The sequence below is a fragment of the Xanthobacter nonsaccharivorans genome (genome assembly GCF_043194755.2).
Taxonomy (GTDB): Bacteria; Pseudomonadota; Alphaproteobacteria; order Rhizobiales; family Xanthobacteraceae; genus Xanthobacter; species Xanthobacter autotrophicus_G.
On record NZ_CM195526.1, the window covers coordinates 3,835,651 to 3,851,537 of the forward strand.

The 15,887-nt window shown below is 72.4% G+C and carries 10 protein-coding genes; 4 read left to right on the forward strand and 6 right to left on the reverse strand.

Annotation, left to right across the window (positions count from 1 at the left end; all coding sequences use genetic code 11):
• Positions 1-76 precede the first annotated feature (76 nt).
• The 4 genes from def to V5F59_RS17585 all read left to right on the forward strand — a co-directional run bounded on the left by def (position 77) and on the right by V5F59_RS17585 (position 2,822).
• Positions 77-595, forward strand: a complete 519-nt coding sequence (gene def / locus V5F59_RS17570; RefSeq protein WP_393976496.1) for a peptide deformylase — start codon at positions 77-79, stop codon at positions 593-595.
• 28 nt (positions 596-623) lie between these two features.
• Complete coding sequence (gene fmt, locus V5F59_RS17575; RefSeq protein ID WP_393977064.1) at positions 624-1,547, forward strand: methionyl-tRNA formyltransferase; 924 nt, start codon at positions 624-626, stop codon at positions 1,545-1,547.
• A 23-nt stretch (positions 1,548-1,570) separates the two neighbouring features.
• On the forward strand, positions 1,571-2,308 hold the full coding sequence (truA, locus tag V5F59_RS17580; protein WP_393976497.1) for a tRNA pseudouridine(38-40) synthase TruA: 738 nt from the start codon (positions 1,571-1,573) through the stop codon (positions 2,306-2,308).
• Positions 2,309-2,468: 160 nt separating this feature from the next.
• Complete coding sequence (locus V5F59_RS17585) at positions 2,469-2,822, forward strand: hypothetical protein (RefSeq protein ID WP_393976498.1); 354 nt, start codon at positions 2,469-2,471, stop codon at positions 2,820-2,822.
• An 80-nt stretch (positions 2,823-2,902) separates the two neighbouring features.
• Here V5F59_RS17585 and trxA read toward each other — a convergent pair whose 3' ends face one another.
• The 6 genes from trxA to V5F59_RS17615 form a co-directional block, all read right to left on the reverse strand.
• A complete protein-coding gene (trxA, locus tag V5F59_RS17590; protein WP_393976499.1) occupies positions 2,903-3,223 on the reverse strand; it encodes a thioredoxin in 321 nt (106 codons plus the stop codon).
• A 75-nt stretch (positions 3,224-3,298) separates the two neighbouring features.
• A complete protein-coding gene (addA, locus tag V5F59_RS17595) occupies positions 3,299-6,805 on the reverse strand; it encodes a double-strand break repair helicase AddA (RefSeq protein ID WP_393976500.1) in 3,507 nt (1,168 codons plus the stop codon).
• A complete protein-coding gene (gene addB, locus V5F59_RS17600) occupies positions 6,802-9,849 on the reverse strand; it encodes a double-strand break repair protein AddB (RefSeq protein WP_393976501.1) in 3,048 nt (1,015 codons plus the stop codon). Before addB ends, addA begins: the two co-directional genes overlap by 4 nt.
• 569 nt (positions 9,850-10,418) lie before the next feature.
• Positions 10,419-11,120: a nucleotidyltransferase family protein gene (locus tag V5F59_RS17605; RefSeq protein ID WP_393977066.1), complete on the reverse strand. Its 702-nt coding sequence runs from the start codon at positions 11,118-11,120 to the stop codon at positions 10,419-10,421.
• Positions 11,121-11,152: 32 nt separating this feature from the next.
• The gene (gene tsaE / locus V5F59_RS17610) at positions 11,153-12,724 is read right to left on the reverse strand and encodes a tRNA (adenosine(37)-N6)-threonylcarbamoyltransferase complex ATPase subunit type 1 TsaE (RefSeq protein ID WP_393976502.1); all 1,572 of its coding nucleotides are present in this window, start codon (positions 12,722-12,724) and stop codon (positions 11,153-11,155) included.
• Positions 12,721-15,141: a sensor histidine kinase gene (locus tag V5F59_RS17615; protein ID WP_393976503.1), complete on the reverse strand. Its 2,421-nt coding sequence runs from the start codon at positions 15,139-15,141 to the stop codon at positions 12,721-12,723. The genes tsaE and V5F59_RS17615 overlap by 4 nt, the downstream gene beginning before the upstream one ends.
• Between the last annotated feature and the right edge of the window lie 746 nt (positions 15,142-15,887).

Sequence of the window (15,887 nt, forward strand, 5' to 3'; positions counted from 1 at the left end):
TCTTCTATCGCGATTCTTGTCTTGAACAAACGGCGAACATATTGACCGGGAGCACAGCTTCGCTTATCTCGCGGTGATGGCAACGCGACCCATCCTCATCATCCCCGAACCCAAGCTGCGCACCATCTCCGCTCCGGTCGAGAAGATCGACGGCGAGGTCCGCAAGCTGGTGGAGGACATGTTCGACACCATGTACGACGCCCCTGGCATCGGCCTTGCGGCGGTCCAGGTGGGTGTCGAACGGCGGGTGGTGACCATCGACGTGGCCCGCGACGGCGAGGACAAGAAGCCCCTCGCCCTCATCAATCCGGAGATCATCGCCACCTCTGACGAGACCTCCATCTACAGCGAGGGCTGCCTCTCCATCCCCGAATATTACGAGGAGGTGGAGCGCCCCGCCCGCGTGTCGGTGCGGTTCCTGGATCTCGAGGGCAAGCTGCGGGAGGTGGATGCCGAGGGCCTGTTCGCCACCTGCGTGCAGCACGAGATCGATCACCTGAACGGCGTGCTGTTCATCGACCACATCTCGAAGCTGAAGCGCGACCGGGTCATCAAGAAATTCACCAAGCAGGCGAAGCACAAGGCCGAGGCCTGAGGGCATCGCCGTACCGGACATCCGTATGATGCGCATCGTCTTCATGGGGACGCCGGACTTTGCCGTGCCGACCCTTTCCGAGATTGTCGGCCGCGGTCACGAGGTGGTGGCGGTCTATACCCGCGCACCTGCGCCGGCCGGGCGGCGCGGCCTCGACCTGACCCCCTCCCCCGTCCACAAGGTGGCTGAGCGGTTCGGCCTTCCGGTCTTCACGCCGAAGAGCCTGCGCGGCGAGGCGGCCGCCGAGGCCTTCCGCGCCCATGATGCGGACGTGGCCGTGGTGGTGGCCTACGGGCTCATCCTGCCCCAGGCCATTCTCGACGGGCCGAGGCTCGGCTGCCTCAACCTTCACGGCTCGCTCCTGCCGCGCTGGCGCGGCGCGGCACCCATCCAGCGCGCCATCATGGCCGGCGACAAGGAGACGGGCGTCGCCGTGATGCGGATGGAAGCCGGCCTCGACACCGGCCCCGTGGGGCTCGTGGAGCGCATCCCCATCAGCCCGGACATGACCGCTGGCGAGCTGCACGATCGCATGATGGTGCTGGGCGCCGACCTCATGGCGCGGGCGCTGGCGGCGCTGGAGCGGGGGGGCCTTGCCTTCACACCCCAGCCGGAGCAGGGCGTCGCCTATGCCGCCAAGATCGAGAAGGCCGAGACCCGCATCGACTGGTCCCTGACGGCCCAGGCGGTGCATGACCGCATCCGCGGCCTCTCCCCCTTCCCCGGCGCCTGGTTCCCCTTGGGTGCGGACGAGGCGCGGGTGAAGGTGCTGCGTTCCACCCTCGCCGACGGCTCGGGCGCCCCCGGCGTGGTTCTTGACGACCGCCTCACCATCGCATGCGGGTCCGGGGCGGTGCGTCTCGTGGAGCTGCAGAAGGCCGGCAAGCAGCCCGCGGCGGCCGACGCCTTCCTGCGCGGCAACACGGTGCCGGCCGGCACCGTGCTCGTCTGAGGCAGGCTGCGCCCACCCCCGCCATGCCCCGCTACAAGCTCACCATCGAATATGACGGCACCCCCTTCGCCGGCTGGCAGATGCAGGCGGACCTGCCGACCGTGCAGGGCGTGCTGGCGGAGGCGTTCCGCCGCTTCTGCGGGGAACAGGTGCAGGTCTCCGGCGCGGGGCGCACGGATGCGGGCGTGCATGCCACCGGGCAGGTGGCGCATGTGGACCTCTCCCGGGACTGGCGGACCGACACGGTACGCGATGCCATGACGGCGCAGCTGCGGCCCCACCCGGTCGCGGTGCTGAAGGCCGAGGTGGTGCCTGACTTGTTCGACGCGCGCTTCTCAGCCTCCCGGCGGCATTACGTCTACCGCATCGTCAACCGCCGGCCGGACCTTGCCCTCGACCGCGACCGCGCCTGGCGGATTCCCCAGGCGCTCGATGCCGATGCCATGCACGCCGCCGCGCAGCGGCTTCTGGGCAGGCATGACTTCTCCACCTTCCGCGCCGCCGAGTGCCAGGCCGCCTCGCCGGTGAAGACACTGGACCAGCTGGACGTGAGCCGCGCCGGTGACGAGATCCGCGTCGTCACCTCCGCCCGCTCGTTCCTGCATCACCAGGTGCGCTCCATGGTGGGCTCGCTGATGCGCGTGGGCGAAGGGCGCTGGAGCGCGGATGATCTCGAGGCGGCGCTGAAGTCCGCCGACCGCACCCGCTGCGGCCCCATGGCGCCAGCCTGCGGGCTCTACCTCGCCGGCGTCAGCTACTGAGCCCGAGCGGCCCCGCCGCGTGTATCATCAAACAATTGTAAGCCATGCCGCAGGCCGATGCGGGAACGCGCGACCCGGTCCAGGCATTCTTCCTGTGCACCCGCCTGCCGGCCCAAATGGACCGGCGAGGAGGCCTCAGAAGAGGGGAAACACCCGGTCCATGTTCGGCTTGCACTTCCACCCGCGCTCTTCCCTGTCGCGCCCGAAGCGCCTCGCGGAAGCACTTGTGGTAGCGCGCGAGGTGTCGGTGGCGCCCTCCGGATGGATCTTCTTCGACGGCCGCGAGACTCGGGTGCGCGGGGAGGACGGCACACAGTTCACCGTCCCGGGCGGCGCCTTCTTCGTGCCTGAGGCCCGGTTTTTCGCTGATCCGCAGGAGGCCGGGGAGGTGGCGGCCCGGCTCAACGATGCCGATCCCTGCCTGGACCGGCCGTGGCAGGTGCTGGCCGCAGCCGGGTTCCTTCGCCCGGGGCGTGTTCCCGGAGGCCGGGCACGGCCGAAGGGCGGCATGTGAGCGGCCGCCGGCCCCGCACAGCAAAAAACAGCCGCAGTCCCGAAGGCCAGCGGCTGTTTCATGTCAGACGTGGATGCGCCTCAGATGGCGCCGTTGATCCACTGAACCAGCTTCGCCTTGGGCGCGGCGCCCACCTGGCGCGAGGCGATCTTGCCATCCTTGAACAGCAGCAGGGTGGGGATGGACATGATGCCGTACTTGGAAGCGGTGGCCGGGTTCTCGTCCACGTTCAGCTTCACGATGCGGATCTTCTCGCCCATCTCACCGGACACTTCCTCCAGGATGGGAGCCACCATGCGGCAGGGGCCACACCACTCGGCCCAGAAGTCCACGATGACGGGCGCGCTGGACTTCAGCACGTCCTCTTCGAAATTCTGATCGGAAACCTTCTCGACCGCCATGGCAGACCTCGTAGGGGGGAATGGGGAGAACCACTGAATCTTGGGCCTGAACGTAGGGAGCCCCTCCCCCGTCCGTCAAGGCACGTCACGCCGAGGTGACACGCCGAGCCGCCCGAGCGCGGTGGACAAGCGCTCCTGCCCGAGGCTGAACACGCGCGGGCCGGCGGTATAGATGAGGCGCGCCTCGAACGGCAGGCCGCCGAAGACCTGCGACAGAAGGGCGCCATAGATAGCGAGCTGCGCCACGTAAGGCTCTGCCACCGCCTCCTCCGTCTCCGGCGGGGACCGATCGGTCTTGAAGTCGGCGACGAGGATGCGCCCTCCCCCCACCGCCAGGCGGTCGATGCGGCCGGAGACATGGAAGGGAATACCATCGGATGCCGGCAGCTGGCCGATCACCGGGACCTCCGCCCGGCTTCCCGCGCCGAACAGTTCCGCGAGCGGCGCATGCGCCAGCACGCCGAACGCCTCTCTTAATACCTCCAGATGCAGATCCTCGGACAGGCCGTCCGCCGCATGGCGCAGCAGCCGCAGGCCCGCGGCCTCCCGCTCGGCCGGCACGACCGCGGGCAGCCCGGCAAGGAGGCGATGGATCAGGTCTCCGCGCAGCAGCGGCGGGAGGGGAAGATCCTCCGCCACGGCGGGCGCCCGCACGGGCCCGCCGCCCGCCCCTTCCGCCTTGGAAGGACGCAGCAGGCGGGAGGTCGAAGAGGCGAGCGGCAGGGCGGCGAACCGGGGAATCGGGGCTTGCGCCTCCACCGGCGCCTCGGCCGCCGGTTGCGCGCCCGACTTGAGGCCGGGCCCCATGCTCCAGCGCAGCACCGTGTCGTCGAAGGCCAGGGCGGGACAGGCCGCGGCATCCTCTTGCAGGGCCTCGCGCACCAACTCGTACCAGCAGCCCTCCGGACGGGCATGCGCCTTGTCCTTCGCTGGCGCGCGCGTCTCGGCCCCGCAGACGACGATGGCATCCTCCGCCCGGGTCAGCGCCACATAGAGCAGCCGCCGGTATTCCTCCAGCTCGCGCGCGGCGGAAGCAGCGCGGGCCTCCGCCAGCGGCGGCGGATCCTCCGCCTTGCGCGGCGCCAGCACGGGCACCTCGCCCTCCGGCCCCGTAATGGTCAGCAGCCCGCCGGACGAGCGGGCGCGGGGCATGTCCACCGTGTCGGCGAGGATGACGAGGGGCGCCTCCAGCCCCTTGGCGCCGTGGACGGTCATCACCCGCACCTCGTCGCGGCCGCTTTCCATGTCGCGCTTGGTCTCGGCGCCGCCGGAGCGCATGAAGGCGAGGAAGCCGGCGAGGCTCGGCGGCTCGGTGGCTTCATAGGCGCGGGCGAGGGCCATGAACTCGTCCAGCACGTCCGCCGCCTCCGGCCCCAGCCGGGCGAGCATGGCGCGCCGCCCGCCGTCGCGCCCCAGCACACGGGCATAGAAATCGAACGGCCTCAGGGCCAGCCCCTGCCGCCGCCAGGCCTCGATCCGTCCAAGCGCTTCCGCGCACCCCCGCCCGGCGGAGGCCGCCAGCGCATCGATCAACCGCCCGACGCGGCCCGGGGCGAGACGCATCAGCTCATCGTCGGTGAAGCCGAAGAGGGGGCTTTTCAACACTGCCGCCAGCGCGAGATCGTCATCCGGCGAGAGCAGCACGTCGGCCAGCGCCATCAGGTCGAGGGCGGCGATGTGCTCCGCCACCACGAGGCGATCGGCGCCCGCCACCTGCACGCGCGGATCCTTCAGGTCCTTCAGGGCGCGGATCACGGCCTCGAACACCCGCCCGCGCCGGCGCACCAGCACCAGCACGTCGCCCGCCTTCATGGGCCGCCCCTTGCGGGAGGGAATGGAGAGGCCGGAGGCGATGCCGGCCTGGATGAAGCGCGCGATCCGCTCGGCGAGCCGGCTCACGGGGTCGTCGGCGGGCACTTCGTCGAGGGGGCGGCGCCAATTGTCGGGCTGCGGCTTGGGGTCGGGCACCGTGGTGGGCCAGATCTCCACCAGCGCCGGCGCATCGGCGCGGATGGCGGCATGCACCGGAGGCGTTGCATCGAGGGTCAGGCCGTCATGGGCCTCGGCGCGGGAGAAAATCTTGTCCACCGCCTCTAGCACGCCGGGGGCGGAGCGGAAGGAGTGAGGCAGCTCCACCCGGCGGAAGGCGGCGTCTCCGATCTTCCGCGCGAAGGTGGAGCGCATGCCGCCGAAGGCGCGCGGATCGGCGCCCTGGAAGGAAAAGATGGACTGCTTCTCGTCGCCCACCACGAAGATGGTCCGCCGGACATCCGGCCTTGCCCCCGCGCCCGAGAAGAAGTCGGACGCAAGGCCTTCCACCACCTTCCACTGCTCCGGGGAGGTATCCTGCGCCTCATCCACCAGGATGTGGTCGATGCCCTGGTCCAGCTTGTACTGGACGAAGGTGGGCTGGTCTGTGAGCAGGCGCGCGGCCTTGGTGATGAGGTCGTCGAAATCGAGCAGGCCGCGGGCGGCCTTCTCCGCCTCGTAGCGGCGGCAGGCTTCGGCGGCGAGGGTCAGCGCGGCCTCGGTGCGCTCGAGGGTGCGGGCGCCGCGCAGGGCCTCGTCGAGGCCGGCGAGCCGGTCGCGCTCGGCGAGCAGGCGGGCGAAAAGGCCGGGCTCGGCCTCGGAAACGCCTTTGGTCACAAGGCTCTTGTCGGAGCGCGGCCCATCGGCGCCGAAGAAGACGCGACGCAGGGCGAGAAGGGCTGAGGCCTCGTCCTCCGCGGCCGCAGCGGCTTCGAGGTCGGCGGCGCGGACGTGGTCGGTCTTCTTGTCGGACGTGCTCAAAACAGCCGCCACCGCACCCCATTCGGAGCGCGCAAGGTGTTGGCCTGCCAGCATTTCCGCCTCGATGGCGGCAGCGCTCGCCTCCGGCGCGAGACCCAGCGCCCGGGCCACCGCGGCCCGGCGGGCGGCCGGGCTCGCGCCCAGCGGCAGGATGCGCGAGCGGAGCGCGACGGCGGCCTCGAACAGGCCATTAATGCCTTGATCTGAAAGCTCTTCCGTCAGCCGGGCCAAGGCCTCGCCGAGAGGGGAGCCAGGGTGGGAGGTGGCGTCGATGACGATGGCGGCGCGAATACGGGCCATGAGGTCGAGACGGCCCACCTCGTCCAGCTCGCGAAAGCCCGCCGCCACGTCCGCCTCGAACGGGAAGCGATGCAGGAGCCCGCCACAAAAGGCGTGTATTGTCTGGATCTTAAGCCCGCCCGGCGTCTCCAGCGCAGCGGCGAACAGCCGCCTTGCCCTGGCGCGGATCTGGGCATTGGCGGGGGCGCCGGTGGTCTCGGCGACGGCGGCGTCCAGCTCCGGGTCCGACAGGCCAACCCAGCGGCCGAGGATGCCCAGCACCCGGTTGGCCATGTTGGCCGCCGCGGCCTTGGTATAGGTGAGGCAGAGGATCCGTCCGGGCGGGGTGCCGGCGAGAAGTAACCTTATGACACGCCTTGCTAAAACGTGGGTCTTGCCGGACCCGGCATTGGCCGAGACCCAGGCCGACACGTCCGGATGCGAGGCCTCCGACTGGCGGCGGGTGGCCTCGGCCCTGGGGTCGCGGACATCGGGCGAGGGCGTTGAATTCATTCGCTTTCCTCCCCGGAGAGGGCCCATTCCCGCACCCGCGCCAGATGGTCGTAGTCGCCATGGCGGCCGGCCCATTGGGGGGCGGACAGGGAGCGGTAGCCCTGGGTTTCGTTCTCGAACGCCTGGAGGAGGCCAGTGAGGCCGGAAAGCGCCGCCTCGGCCAGATCCGAGGTGCTATGGTCCTTGATTCGCACGGCTTTTTCCTCGCCGCCCGCGGCCGTGCCCTTCAATTCGATGTAGACGATGTCAGCCACTTCGGCCTCAGGTGCGTCGGGGAAGGCGCCGCGCGCCGCCATGGCCGCTTCCAAGGGAAGCTGCGGGGCGAGCGAGGCCGCCTGCTTGGCGCTCGGCGCCGTGCCGGTCTTGAAGTCGACGATATTGAGACGGCCGTCGGCTCGAACCTCAATTCGATCGGCCCGCCCGGTCAATCGGAAGGTGTTACCGCCGAGCGGGATCTCCAGGCTCCCCCCCGCCTCCGCCACCACCCGGTCGAGGAGGAGGCGGCGCTCCCGCTCCAGGGTGACGAGGAAGGCCGCCGCCCGCTCGAACCGCGCCCACCACAGGGCATGCTCCGCCGGAAAGGCGGCCAGGGGGGCGAAAGCGGCCCGGCCCTCCGCCAGCAGCAGGTCCAGGGCATCGGCGGGCAGCTCCTTCGGATGGGCCTGGGTGAACCGGCCGATGGCCTCGTGCAGGGCCGAGCCGCGCTCCGCCCCGCCGGGGGCGGCATCGAGGGGATCGAGGGGGACGAGCCCGAGGATATGCCGGGCATAGATGGAATAGGGATCGCGCAGGAAGGTCTCGATCTCCGTCACCGAGAGCCGGCGGGGCCGCAGCGCCAGGGGGGGCGCGGGGGCCGGGCGGAGGGCGCGGGGCACGGCGGGGGCGTCGTCGAGCCGGCGGGCGGCCTCCACCCAGCGGGCGCCGCGGGCGCGGGCAGCCTGCCATTCGGCCTCGCCGGCCACGGTCTTCAGCCGCTGCAGGAAGCGCGACGGAACGCTCTGGGTGCCGCCCACCTTGGCGGCGAAGGTGAGCACCACCTGCGGCGCGCCGAAGCTCTGGGCGAAATCGTGGGCGGACAGGCCGATGCGCCGCTCCGGCAGGTCCAGCCCCAGCTGGGCGCGCATGGGGCGGCTGAGCCAGGGGTCGGTCTCCGCGATATGCGGCCAGGCGCCCTCCACCAGCCCGCCCAGCACCACCCGGTCCACGGAAACAAGGCGCGCCTCCAAAGGGCCGAGGATGCGGATGCGCGCATGAGGCTCGGCCAACGGCCGCACCATGGCATCGGCGAACAGGGCGCCGGCCGCCTCCGCATAGGCGGGAAGGTCGAGGCCGGGGCCGTCCGGCGCAGCATCCGCCAGGGTCTCGAAGGTGCGGGCGAGGGCCGCCGCTGCAGCGTCTTCCGCATCCGGATCGAGGGGGGCGGCCATGGCCTCGAAGGCGGCGCGGTGGGCGACCACCAGATCTGCGAGGGGCACCGCGCTGCGCCTCTCCCCCAGGGCCAGCAGGGGTCCGAAGGCGGCGCCGAGCCGCCGCACCAGATCCCGCGCCGCGGCGATCCCGGCCGGCCCCATGCGGCGGCGCGGATCGGCGCCACGGAAGTCCCCGGGATCGAACGCGGCGATGGCCGCCTCCAGCCCGGCGATGCCGGCGCGGGGCCGCGGGCCGCGCAGGGCGATGAGCTCCAGCGCCGCCACCGCCGCGCTCTTGTCCGGCCCATCGAGCCCGAAGGTCGCCAGGGGATGGGTGAGGAGCGCGAACAGGCAGACGGGCGCGAGCTGCTCCGCCGCCGTCTCCACCACCAGCCGTGCCAGCCGGCCGGCCGGCGCATCGGCCAGGGGCGTGCCGGCGGAATCGTCGATCACCACGCCGAAGCGCCCCATCTCCGCCGCCACCCGCCGGGCGAGGTCCCGGTCCGGGGTCACGAGAGCGCAGGTTTCCTCGGGCCGCTCCAGGCTGTCGCGCAGCAACAGGGCGATGGCGAGGGCCTCGGCGCGGGGGTCGTCCGCCTCCACCACGCTGAGGCCGGCCATGGCGCGGGCGAGGTCCGGCGCCGGCAGGCGCTCGGGCAGGCGGGCCCACAGGTCCGAGGTCTCGGCCTGCCGCAGCGCCTCGCTCATCAGAAGCTCGCGGCCGAAGGCGGCCGGCGGGGCGAGGGGCACCACCGCGCCCCGCTTCAGGCCCAGCCGCCCCAGCAGCCGCGCGAGGCCGTACTGGGGGTGGTCCGGCGCCGGGTCCCGCGCATCGGTGATGCGCGCGAAGGAAGCCTCGTCCAGATCCTGGTCGAGGCCCGGCAGCACCACCGCCCCCCGGGGCAGATGGGCGATGGCGGCAAGCAGGCGGGCGGTGGCCGGCATGGAGCCGGTGGAGCCGGCGGCGATCACCGGCCCCGCCTCCGGCCCCAGCGCGGCGAGGCGGCGCGCCTCCGCATCCACCAGCGCATCGCGCCGGGCCGCGGGCTCCACCAGCCCCGCTTCGTCGAGATAGGCGCTGAAGGCGCGGCGGGCGATGCGCACGAAATCGAGCCCCACCTTGAAGTAGCGGTCCAGCTCGTCGGGCACGAGGCCGTCGAGGGCCTCCACGGTCAGGCCCGCCGTGGTCAGATCGTCGAACAGGGCGCCCAGGGCATCCGCAAGCGCGAAGGTGGCGGCGGTGCCGGCGGCCACCGCCTCGCGCTCCACCACGCGGGAGAGGGTGTCGCGCCAATGGGCGACGAGGCGCGCCAGCACGAGGCGGCGATGCACCGGGGCGATGGCATGGGGTGCGGCCAGCACCGGCGCATCCTCGGAAAAGGCGAGCGCGTCCTCGTCCACATCGCCGAGCGGCACGATGCGCGGCAGAAGCAGCGCCGTGCCGCCCGAGGCCTCGAGCAGCGCCTCGGCGAACAGCCGCCCGGCGCGCCGCGTGGGCAGGAACACGGTGGCGCCGGCCAGCGCCAGCGGATCACGCCGGGGCGCATAGCCCTCCACCAGCCCGCCATCGAGCAGAGCCCGCGCCAGCGTCGGCAGGAAGGGGACGGACGGGGGAAGAGTGAGCACGCGCGGCACGATCAAGCCTCCCTTTCCCGGGTCGTTTCCCACCCATCGTCTTACCCGCCGGCGCGGCCCGCGTCATGGGGTCGCCGCGCCCCGCACGGGCAACCCCGAGGGGAGCGCCGATCCGGAGCGCAAAAAGCCCCGGCACCAGCCAGGCCACGGAGTGGATCCCTGGCCAAGCCGGAGGATGACGGTGCTGAAAGGCGCCGCCTCCGTGGGCTGGACAAGCGATGGCGAAGTCGGAGGGCCGATCCGGGGCCCAGGGGAAGGTTCCCCGCAGCAGGCGAGCCGGCCGCGTTCCAAAGCCGCCTTCGGCGCTCCGTGCTGGGCCCCGCCTCTCCTTTCGCTCACGCTTCGGTCGGCCGGGGCACGCGGACGGCTTCCTGAACAGGCGTCATGCCCCGGCTTGTCGGGGCGTCGGCTGCGGCCGCCCCCTCATCCGAAGACGGAACGCCGCAGGAGCCGGGTTCCCGGGCATCCACTTGTCCGCGCCGGGCCCCGGCTCTCCGTCTGCCATTCGCGCCAGTCAGCCGGGGGACGAGGGCCATTTTCGGCCCGTCATCGATGAAACTCCCCCGCCCTCAATCGCTGGACCTCTGGATCGCCTCCTCGGCGAGGGCGATGGCCTCGGGGGTGCCCACGTGCATCCACACGCCGTCGAGCCGCAGGCCGAACAGCCGCTCGGCCTCCGCCACCCGGTCGAACACGCGGTTGAGGGAGAAGGCCCCCTCCGGCGTGCCGGCGAACAGCTCCGGCTTCAGGATGGAGGCGCCGGCGAACACGAACGGCGCCACCAGCCTTTCGCCCCGCCGGGTCAGCCGGCCGAGCGTGTCCATCAGGAAATCGCCGGGACCGTCATAGCCGATGGACAGGGCCGCCGGGGCCAGCAGCAGCAGCGCATCCATCCGCACGGGATCGAAATGCTCGATCAGCCGCGCGAGGTTGGCGCGCATGCCCTCGATCCAGATGGTGTCGGAATTGATGGCGAGGAACGGCCCCGGCCCCAGCAGGGGCAGCGCCTTGCGCACCCCGCCCCCGGTCTCCAGAAGCGCGCCCCGCTCGTCCGAGACGACAATGCGCGGCGGCCCCTGCCGGCCCTTCAGATGCCCCTCCAGCATGTCGGCATGGTGGTGCACGTTGACCACGGCGGTGCCGATGCCGGCCTCCGCCACGCGGTCGAGCACATGGTCCACCAGGGCACGGCCATAGACCTCCACCAGCGGCTTCGGCACCCGGTCGGTCAGGGGGCGCATGCGCGTGCCCATGCCGGCGGCGAGCACCATCGCGGTTTCGATCTGCACCTTCTGCGTCTCGTTCACGCGGCGAAGTCCTTCGATGGCAGAACCTGCTCGTACCAGGTCCTCAGCGCGCCGAGGTCCTGGTGGCCGAGGCAGCGGGCGAGGTAGCGCCGGATGCGCGGCAGGTGCCGCAGGTAGGCCGGCTTGCCGTCCCGGTCGTTGAGGCGGGTGAAGATGCCGAGGATCTTGCTGGCCCGCTGCGCGCCCATCACCGCGTAGGAGCGGGCGAACGTCTTCACGTCGAACAGCGGGTCGGCCTCGCGGCGCAGCTTCACGTAATGGCTGAACAGGTGGAGCTCCAGCTCCTGCGGCACGTCCACCCGCGCGTCCTGGCCGAGGGACACGAGATCGTAGGCGGCGGGGCCGAGCACCGCGTCCTGGAAATCGATGAGCCCCACCTTGCGCAGGCCGGCCCGGCCCGGCAGCCAGATGAGGTTGGGCGAATGGAAGTCGCGCAGCACCCAGGTGAGGGGCTCGTGCAGCAGCCCGTTCAGCGCGCCGCGCCAGATGAGGTGGAACTCCTCCCGCACCACCCCGTCGAGATGGATCCCGCGGGACGGCAGGTACCAGTCCAGCATCAGGTCGATCTCGGTGAGCATGGCCGCCGCGTCATAGTTGGGCAGCGCCCGCTCGACGCGGGGGGCCACGTGCAGCGTCTGCGGCAAGTTGCGGGTGTGCAGGGCCGCCAGCACCTCCACCGCCGCCATATAGCGCTCGGGCACCGGGGCCGGCGGCGTGCCCGCCAGCACCCCCTCGCGCCCCAGGTCCTCGATGACGAGGAGGCCCGCCTCCAGGTCCGCGGAATAGATGAGCGGCGCCGAGAAGCCCTGCGCCAGCAGCGCCCGGTCCATGGCCACGAACGGCTTCACGTCCTCCGCGAGGTGCACCAGCTGGCTGTAGGGCAGGCCGCGGCGGATGGGCGGTCCGTCCGGCTGGCGCGGCGCGTTCATCAGGATGGCGGAGCGGTCCGGCAGCACCAGGCGGGTGTAGGAGCGGCTGGAGGCGTCCCCCTGAAGGAACGCCCGCGCCGCCTCGCCGAAGCCTGCCGCCTCGATCAGCCCCTCGGCCACGTGGAAGCGCTCCAGCCGCGCGGCGACGCTGCCGTAGCCCGTGAGCACGCAGATGCGCGCCTCCGGGCCCAGCTCGGCGGCATATTCGGTGCCGGCGGCGATGAACAGCTCCACGTCGAGCCGGTCCTGGGGCAGGCGATCCTCGGCGCGGTCGGGCCATTCCACCAGCACCAGGGCATTCTCGCGCAGCTCGTCCCAGCCGAGCTCGTCCAGCTCCTCCACGTCCAGGATCCGGTAGAGGTCGGCGTGGACCACCTGCCCGCGCGGGAAATCGTAGGAGATGAGGATGGGGAAGGTGGGGCTCGGCACGTCGACGCCCGGGTCCTCCGCGAAGGCGCGGATGAGGGCGCGGGCGAATTCCGTCTTGCCGGCGCCGAGGTCGCCGGTGAGCGTCAGCGTGTCCTTCGGACCGAACCAGGTGGCGAGCAGGGCGGCGAGCCGGGCGGTGGCGGCGAGGTCCGGCAGCAGCACGCGGCAGGCAACCGGCAGGCCGGGGAGGCGATCGATGGCAAGGGTCATTGGGCGGCCTCCCGCCGGCCTTCGCCGTCGAGGGGGAAGATGCAGGTGGCGAGGGTGCCGGACGCGTGCCCCGTCGGCCCGGCGGGCTGCACCGAGACGGAGCCGCCATGCAGCGCCATGAAGGACTGGACGATGGCGAGGCCGAGCCCCACGCCCCGGTGGCGCGGGCCGGCGCTGCGGCTCTCGAACCGCTCGAACAGCGACCCCGCCACCTCCGCCGGCACGCCCGGCCCGTCGTCCCGCACGGTGAACACCAGCGCCCCGTCCCTCCGCATGGCCGCAAGGCTTACCGTGCCGCCTTCCGGTGACACGGCGATGGCGTTGGAGAGCAGGTTGAACAGGATCTGCCGCACCCGCCGCGCATCGGCGGTGAAGCGCCCGGCCGCGGGATCGACGCTGACGGCAAGCGTGAGCCGCGCCTCCGCCACCGGGTCGCGCACCGCTTCCGCCACCGCCGACACGGTCTCGGCCACGTCCACCTCGGAGAGGTCGAGCTCCATGGCCCCGGCATCGATGGTGGCGAGGTCGAGGATGTCGTCGATCAGCGCCCGCAGCAGGTCCGACGACTGGCGCATGTGCTCCAGATATTCGCGCTGGCGGTCGTTGAGCGGGCCGGCGAGGCCCTCCCGCAGCATGTCGGCATAGCCCATCAGCGTGTTGAGGGGGGTGCGCAGGTGGTAGGAGACGTGGCCGACGAAGGCGTTCTTCAGCTTGTCCGCCGCCTCCAGCGCCTCGGCCCGCTCCTCGAGCACGCGCTGCACCCGCACCGTGTCGGTCACGTCGCGGAAGGTCACCATGGTGGCGCCGTCCGGCAAGGGCTGGGCAGCGCCGTCCAGCACCCGCCCGTCGGGCCGCTCCAGGCGGAAGGTGGCCGCCTCCCGCGGGCCGATGGCGGTCACCGCCTGGCGGATGCGGGCGAAGGCGGGCGTCTCCCCGTGGAGCGGGCGGCACATGGCGGCCACCGCGTCCACGTGCGGCTTCTCGCCCAGCGCGTGGGCGTCCAGCGACCAGAGCGAGAGGAAGGCGTGGTTGTAGAGGTTGAGCCGCCCGTCGTCGCCGAACACGGCCACCGCCTCGGCGAGGCCGTCCAGCGTCTCGCCCTGGATGCGGATGAGGCTGTTGTAGCGGCTCTCCAGCGCCACGTGCTCGGAAAGGTCGTCGAACAGATAGGTGACGCCGCCTTCCGCATTGGGGGTGATGACCACCCGCAGCATCTGCCCGCCGGGCAGGTGCCACCAATCGTTCACCGGCTCGATGGCGCGGTAGGCCTCGCGCAACTTGGCGCGCCAGGCGCGGAAGTCGGCCTGCTCGGGCACCTTGCGGCGGGTGCGCAGGTCTTCCAGGATCTCGCCGTCCGCCGGACGCTGGTCGAGGAAGCTCGGGGCGAGGTCGAACAGCCGCTCATAGGCGGCATTGTGGAACACGAGGCGCTCGTCGGCGCCGAAGATGGCCACCGCCGTGGTCAGCTGGTCGAGGGTGCGGCGGTGGGCGGCCACGGCCTGCGCCGTCTCCGCCCGCGCGGCCTCTTCCCCGGTGACGTCGATGGCGAGGCCGGCGATGCCGAAATCCCCCGCCACCTCCACCACCTCCAGCTGGCGGCGCTGGCCCTTGGCCACCGCCCGCACGCGCTGGTGGAAGGCGCCGCCGGTCTTCTCCGCGCCGGCGGCGGCGGCGCGGGTGCGCGCGTCCAGAAGGTCGAGCCCGCCGGCCCGCGCCTCCTCCGCCGAGGCGGCGCCCACGGCGGCGACGAAGGCGGGGTTCACATAGAGCAGGACGCCATCCGCCGAGCGCAGCCAGGCGGGGGCCGGGGCGGCGTCCAGCGCCGCCGCGAGGCCGGGGCCGAGGGCCTCAACGGCGCGCGCCTGCCCCGCCTCGGCTTCCGGCCGCACCAGCAGCACGCCGGCGCCGTTGAGGCTGCGCCCCTCCACCAGGAAAGCGCCGTCCTTGCCGTCGAGCCGGGCCCAGAGGGCGCCGTCCTCCGCCCGCAATCGGGTGACGGCAGCGTCGAGATCGGCGGCGGCGGGGCCGAGGGCGCGCCTCAGATCCCCCTCATCGAGCCCCAGCACCTCGGGCTGGAAGGTCCGGCTGGTCCAGGTCAGCACGGCCGGCGCATCCGCGCCGAGCAGGGTCTTGAAAGCGTGGGCATCCGCCCGCGCGCGGGAGGCGGCGCCCACCGTCTCGCCGATGACGCGCTCGGCGTGGTCGGCCCGCCGGCGCTCGGTCTCCCGGCTGCGACGGGCGCGAACGGCGGCAAGGCCCGCCAGCAGAGCGAAGGCGAGCGCCAGCACCGGCCAGAGCGCATGCGCGGCGGTGGAGATCAGCGGCCAGTCGGCAGCGAAGGCAGGACCGGCGAGGACCGGGGAAAGCGCGGTCGCCCCGAGGAGGGCGGAGGCGACCCGGCCGCCGCGCGGCGGCATGCGGCATGGCGCGCGGCCGAGGCCCGGCGCACGATCCCGAGGCTCCGCGCCCAGCGGGCTCTCGCCCGAGGGCCGGCCACCCGAAGGACGCCGGCTCTGGGGATCCGCACGCCGGGGACCTTCAGCCGCCCCCCGGACGTCACTCCTCCGGATGCGCTCCGCCATTCGCCCCGGTTTCCTTCCCCTGCCCTGCGGGCACCGCAGCCTTTGCGGCGCCTCGCGAATCATCCGGCAACTCTACCGGACGCCGGCCGGGCAATGAAGGGCCGCGGCGCCGCCGCCCCCAGCCGCGGCAAGGGGCGGAAGGATGGAATCGCGCTGCGGCCGGCGGTTCGGCGCGCGGACGGAGAGCCGAAAGCGAGCGCAAGGGGGCGTCAAAGGTGCGATCGCGGAGACGGGGGCGGGGGGCGGGGCGGGGATGGGGATGGGGATGGGGATGGCCGGCTGCGCCGACGTTTCCCCTGGGCCCCGGATCGGCGCTCCACCTGCAATCTCTGGCCTGGGGAACGGGCCGCAGCCCCTTAACCCCCGTCATCCCCCGGCCCGTCCGGGGGATCCACTCCGCGGGATCCCCCTGCGGCTTGGCCGGCGTCTGGTCTTGAAGCGTACCGGCACGATGCGGCAGGTGCCCCGCAGCTCGGCTGCTGACCAATTGCGCCTCTATGAGCGGCAGTCGGCTACAGCCGACGGCCGGACAAGCCGGAGCTGACGTTCTTTCATGAACCCGCCCGGTGCCCCCGGCCGAC

Coding starts and splice junctions, on each gene's coding strand:
- def (WP_393976496.1), top strand. CDS start 77: ATGGCAACGCGACCCATCCTCATCATCCCCGAACCCAAGCTGCGCACC.
- fmt (WP_393977064.1), top strand. CDS start 624: ATGCGCATCGTCTTCATGGGGACGCCGGACTTTGCCGTGCCGACCCTT.
- truA (WP_393976497.1), top strand. CDS start 1,571: ATGCCCCGCTACAAGCTCACCATCGAATATGACGGCACCCCCTTCGCC.
- V5F59_RS17585 (WP_393976498.1), top strand. CDS start 2,469: ATGTTCGGCTTGCACTTCCACCCGCGCTCTTCCCTGTCGCGCCCGAAG.
- trxA (WP_393976499.1), bottom strand. CDS start 3,223: ATGGCGGTCGAGAAGGTTTCCGATCAGAATTTCGAAGAGGACGTGCTG.
- addA (WP_393976500.1), bottom strand. CDS start 6,805: ATGAATTCAACGCCCTCGCCCGATGTCCGCGACCCCAGGGCCGAGGCC.
- V5F59_RS17605 (WP_393977066.1), bottom strand. CDS start 11,120: ATGGTGCTCGCCGCCGGCATGGGCACGCGCATGCGCCCCCTGACCGAC.
- tsaE (WP_393976502.1), bottom strand. CDS start 12,724: ATGACCCTTGCCATCGATCGCCTCCCCGGCCTGCCGGTTGCCTGCCGC.
- V5F59_RS17615 (WP_393976503.1), bottom strand. CDS start 15,141: ATGCCGCCGCGCGGCGGCCGGGTCGCCTCCGCCCTCCTCGGGGCGACC.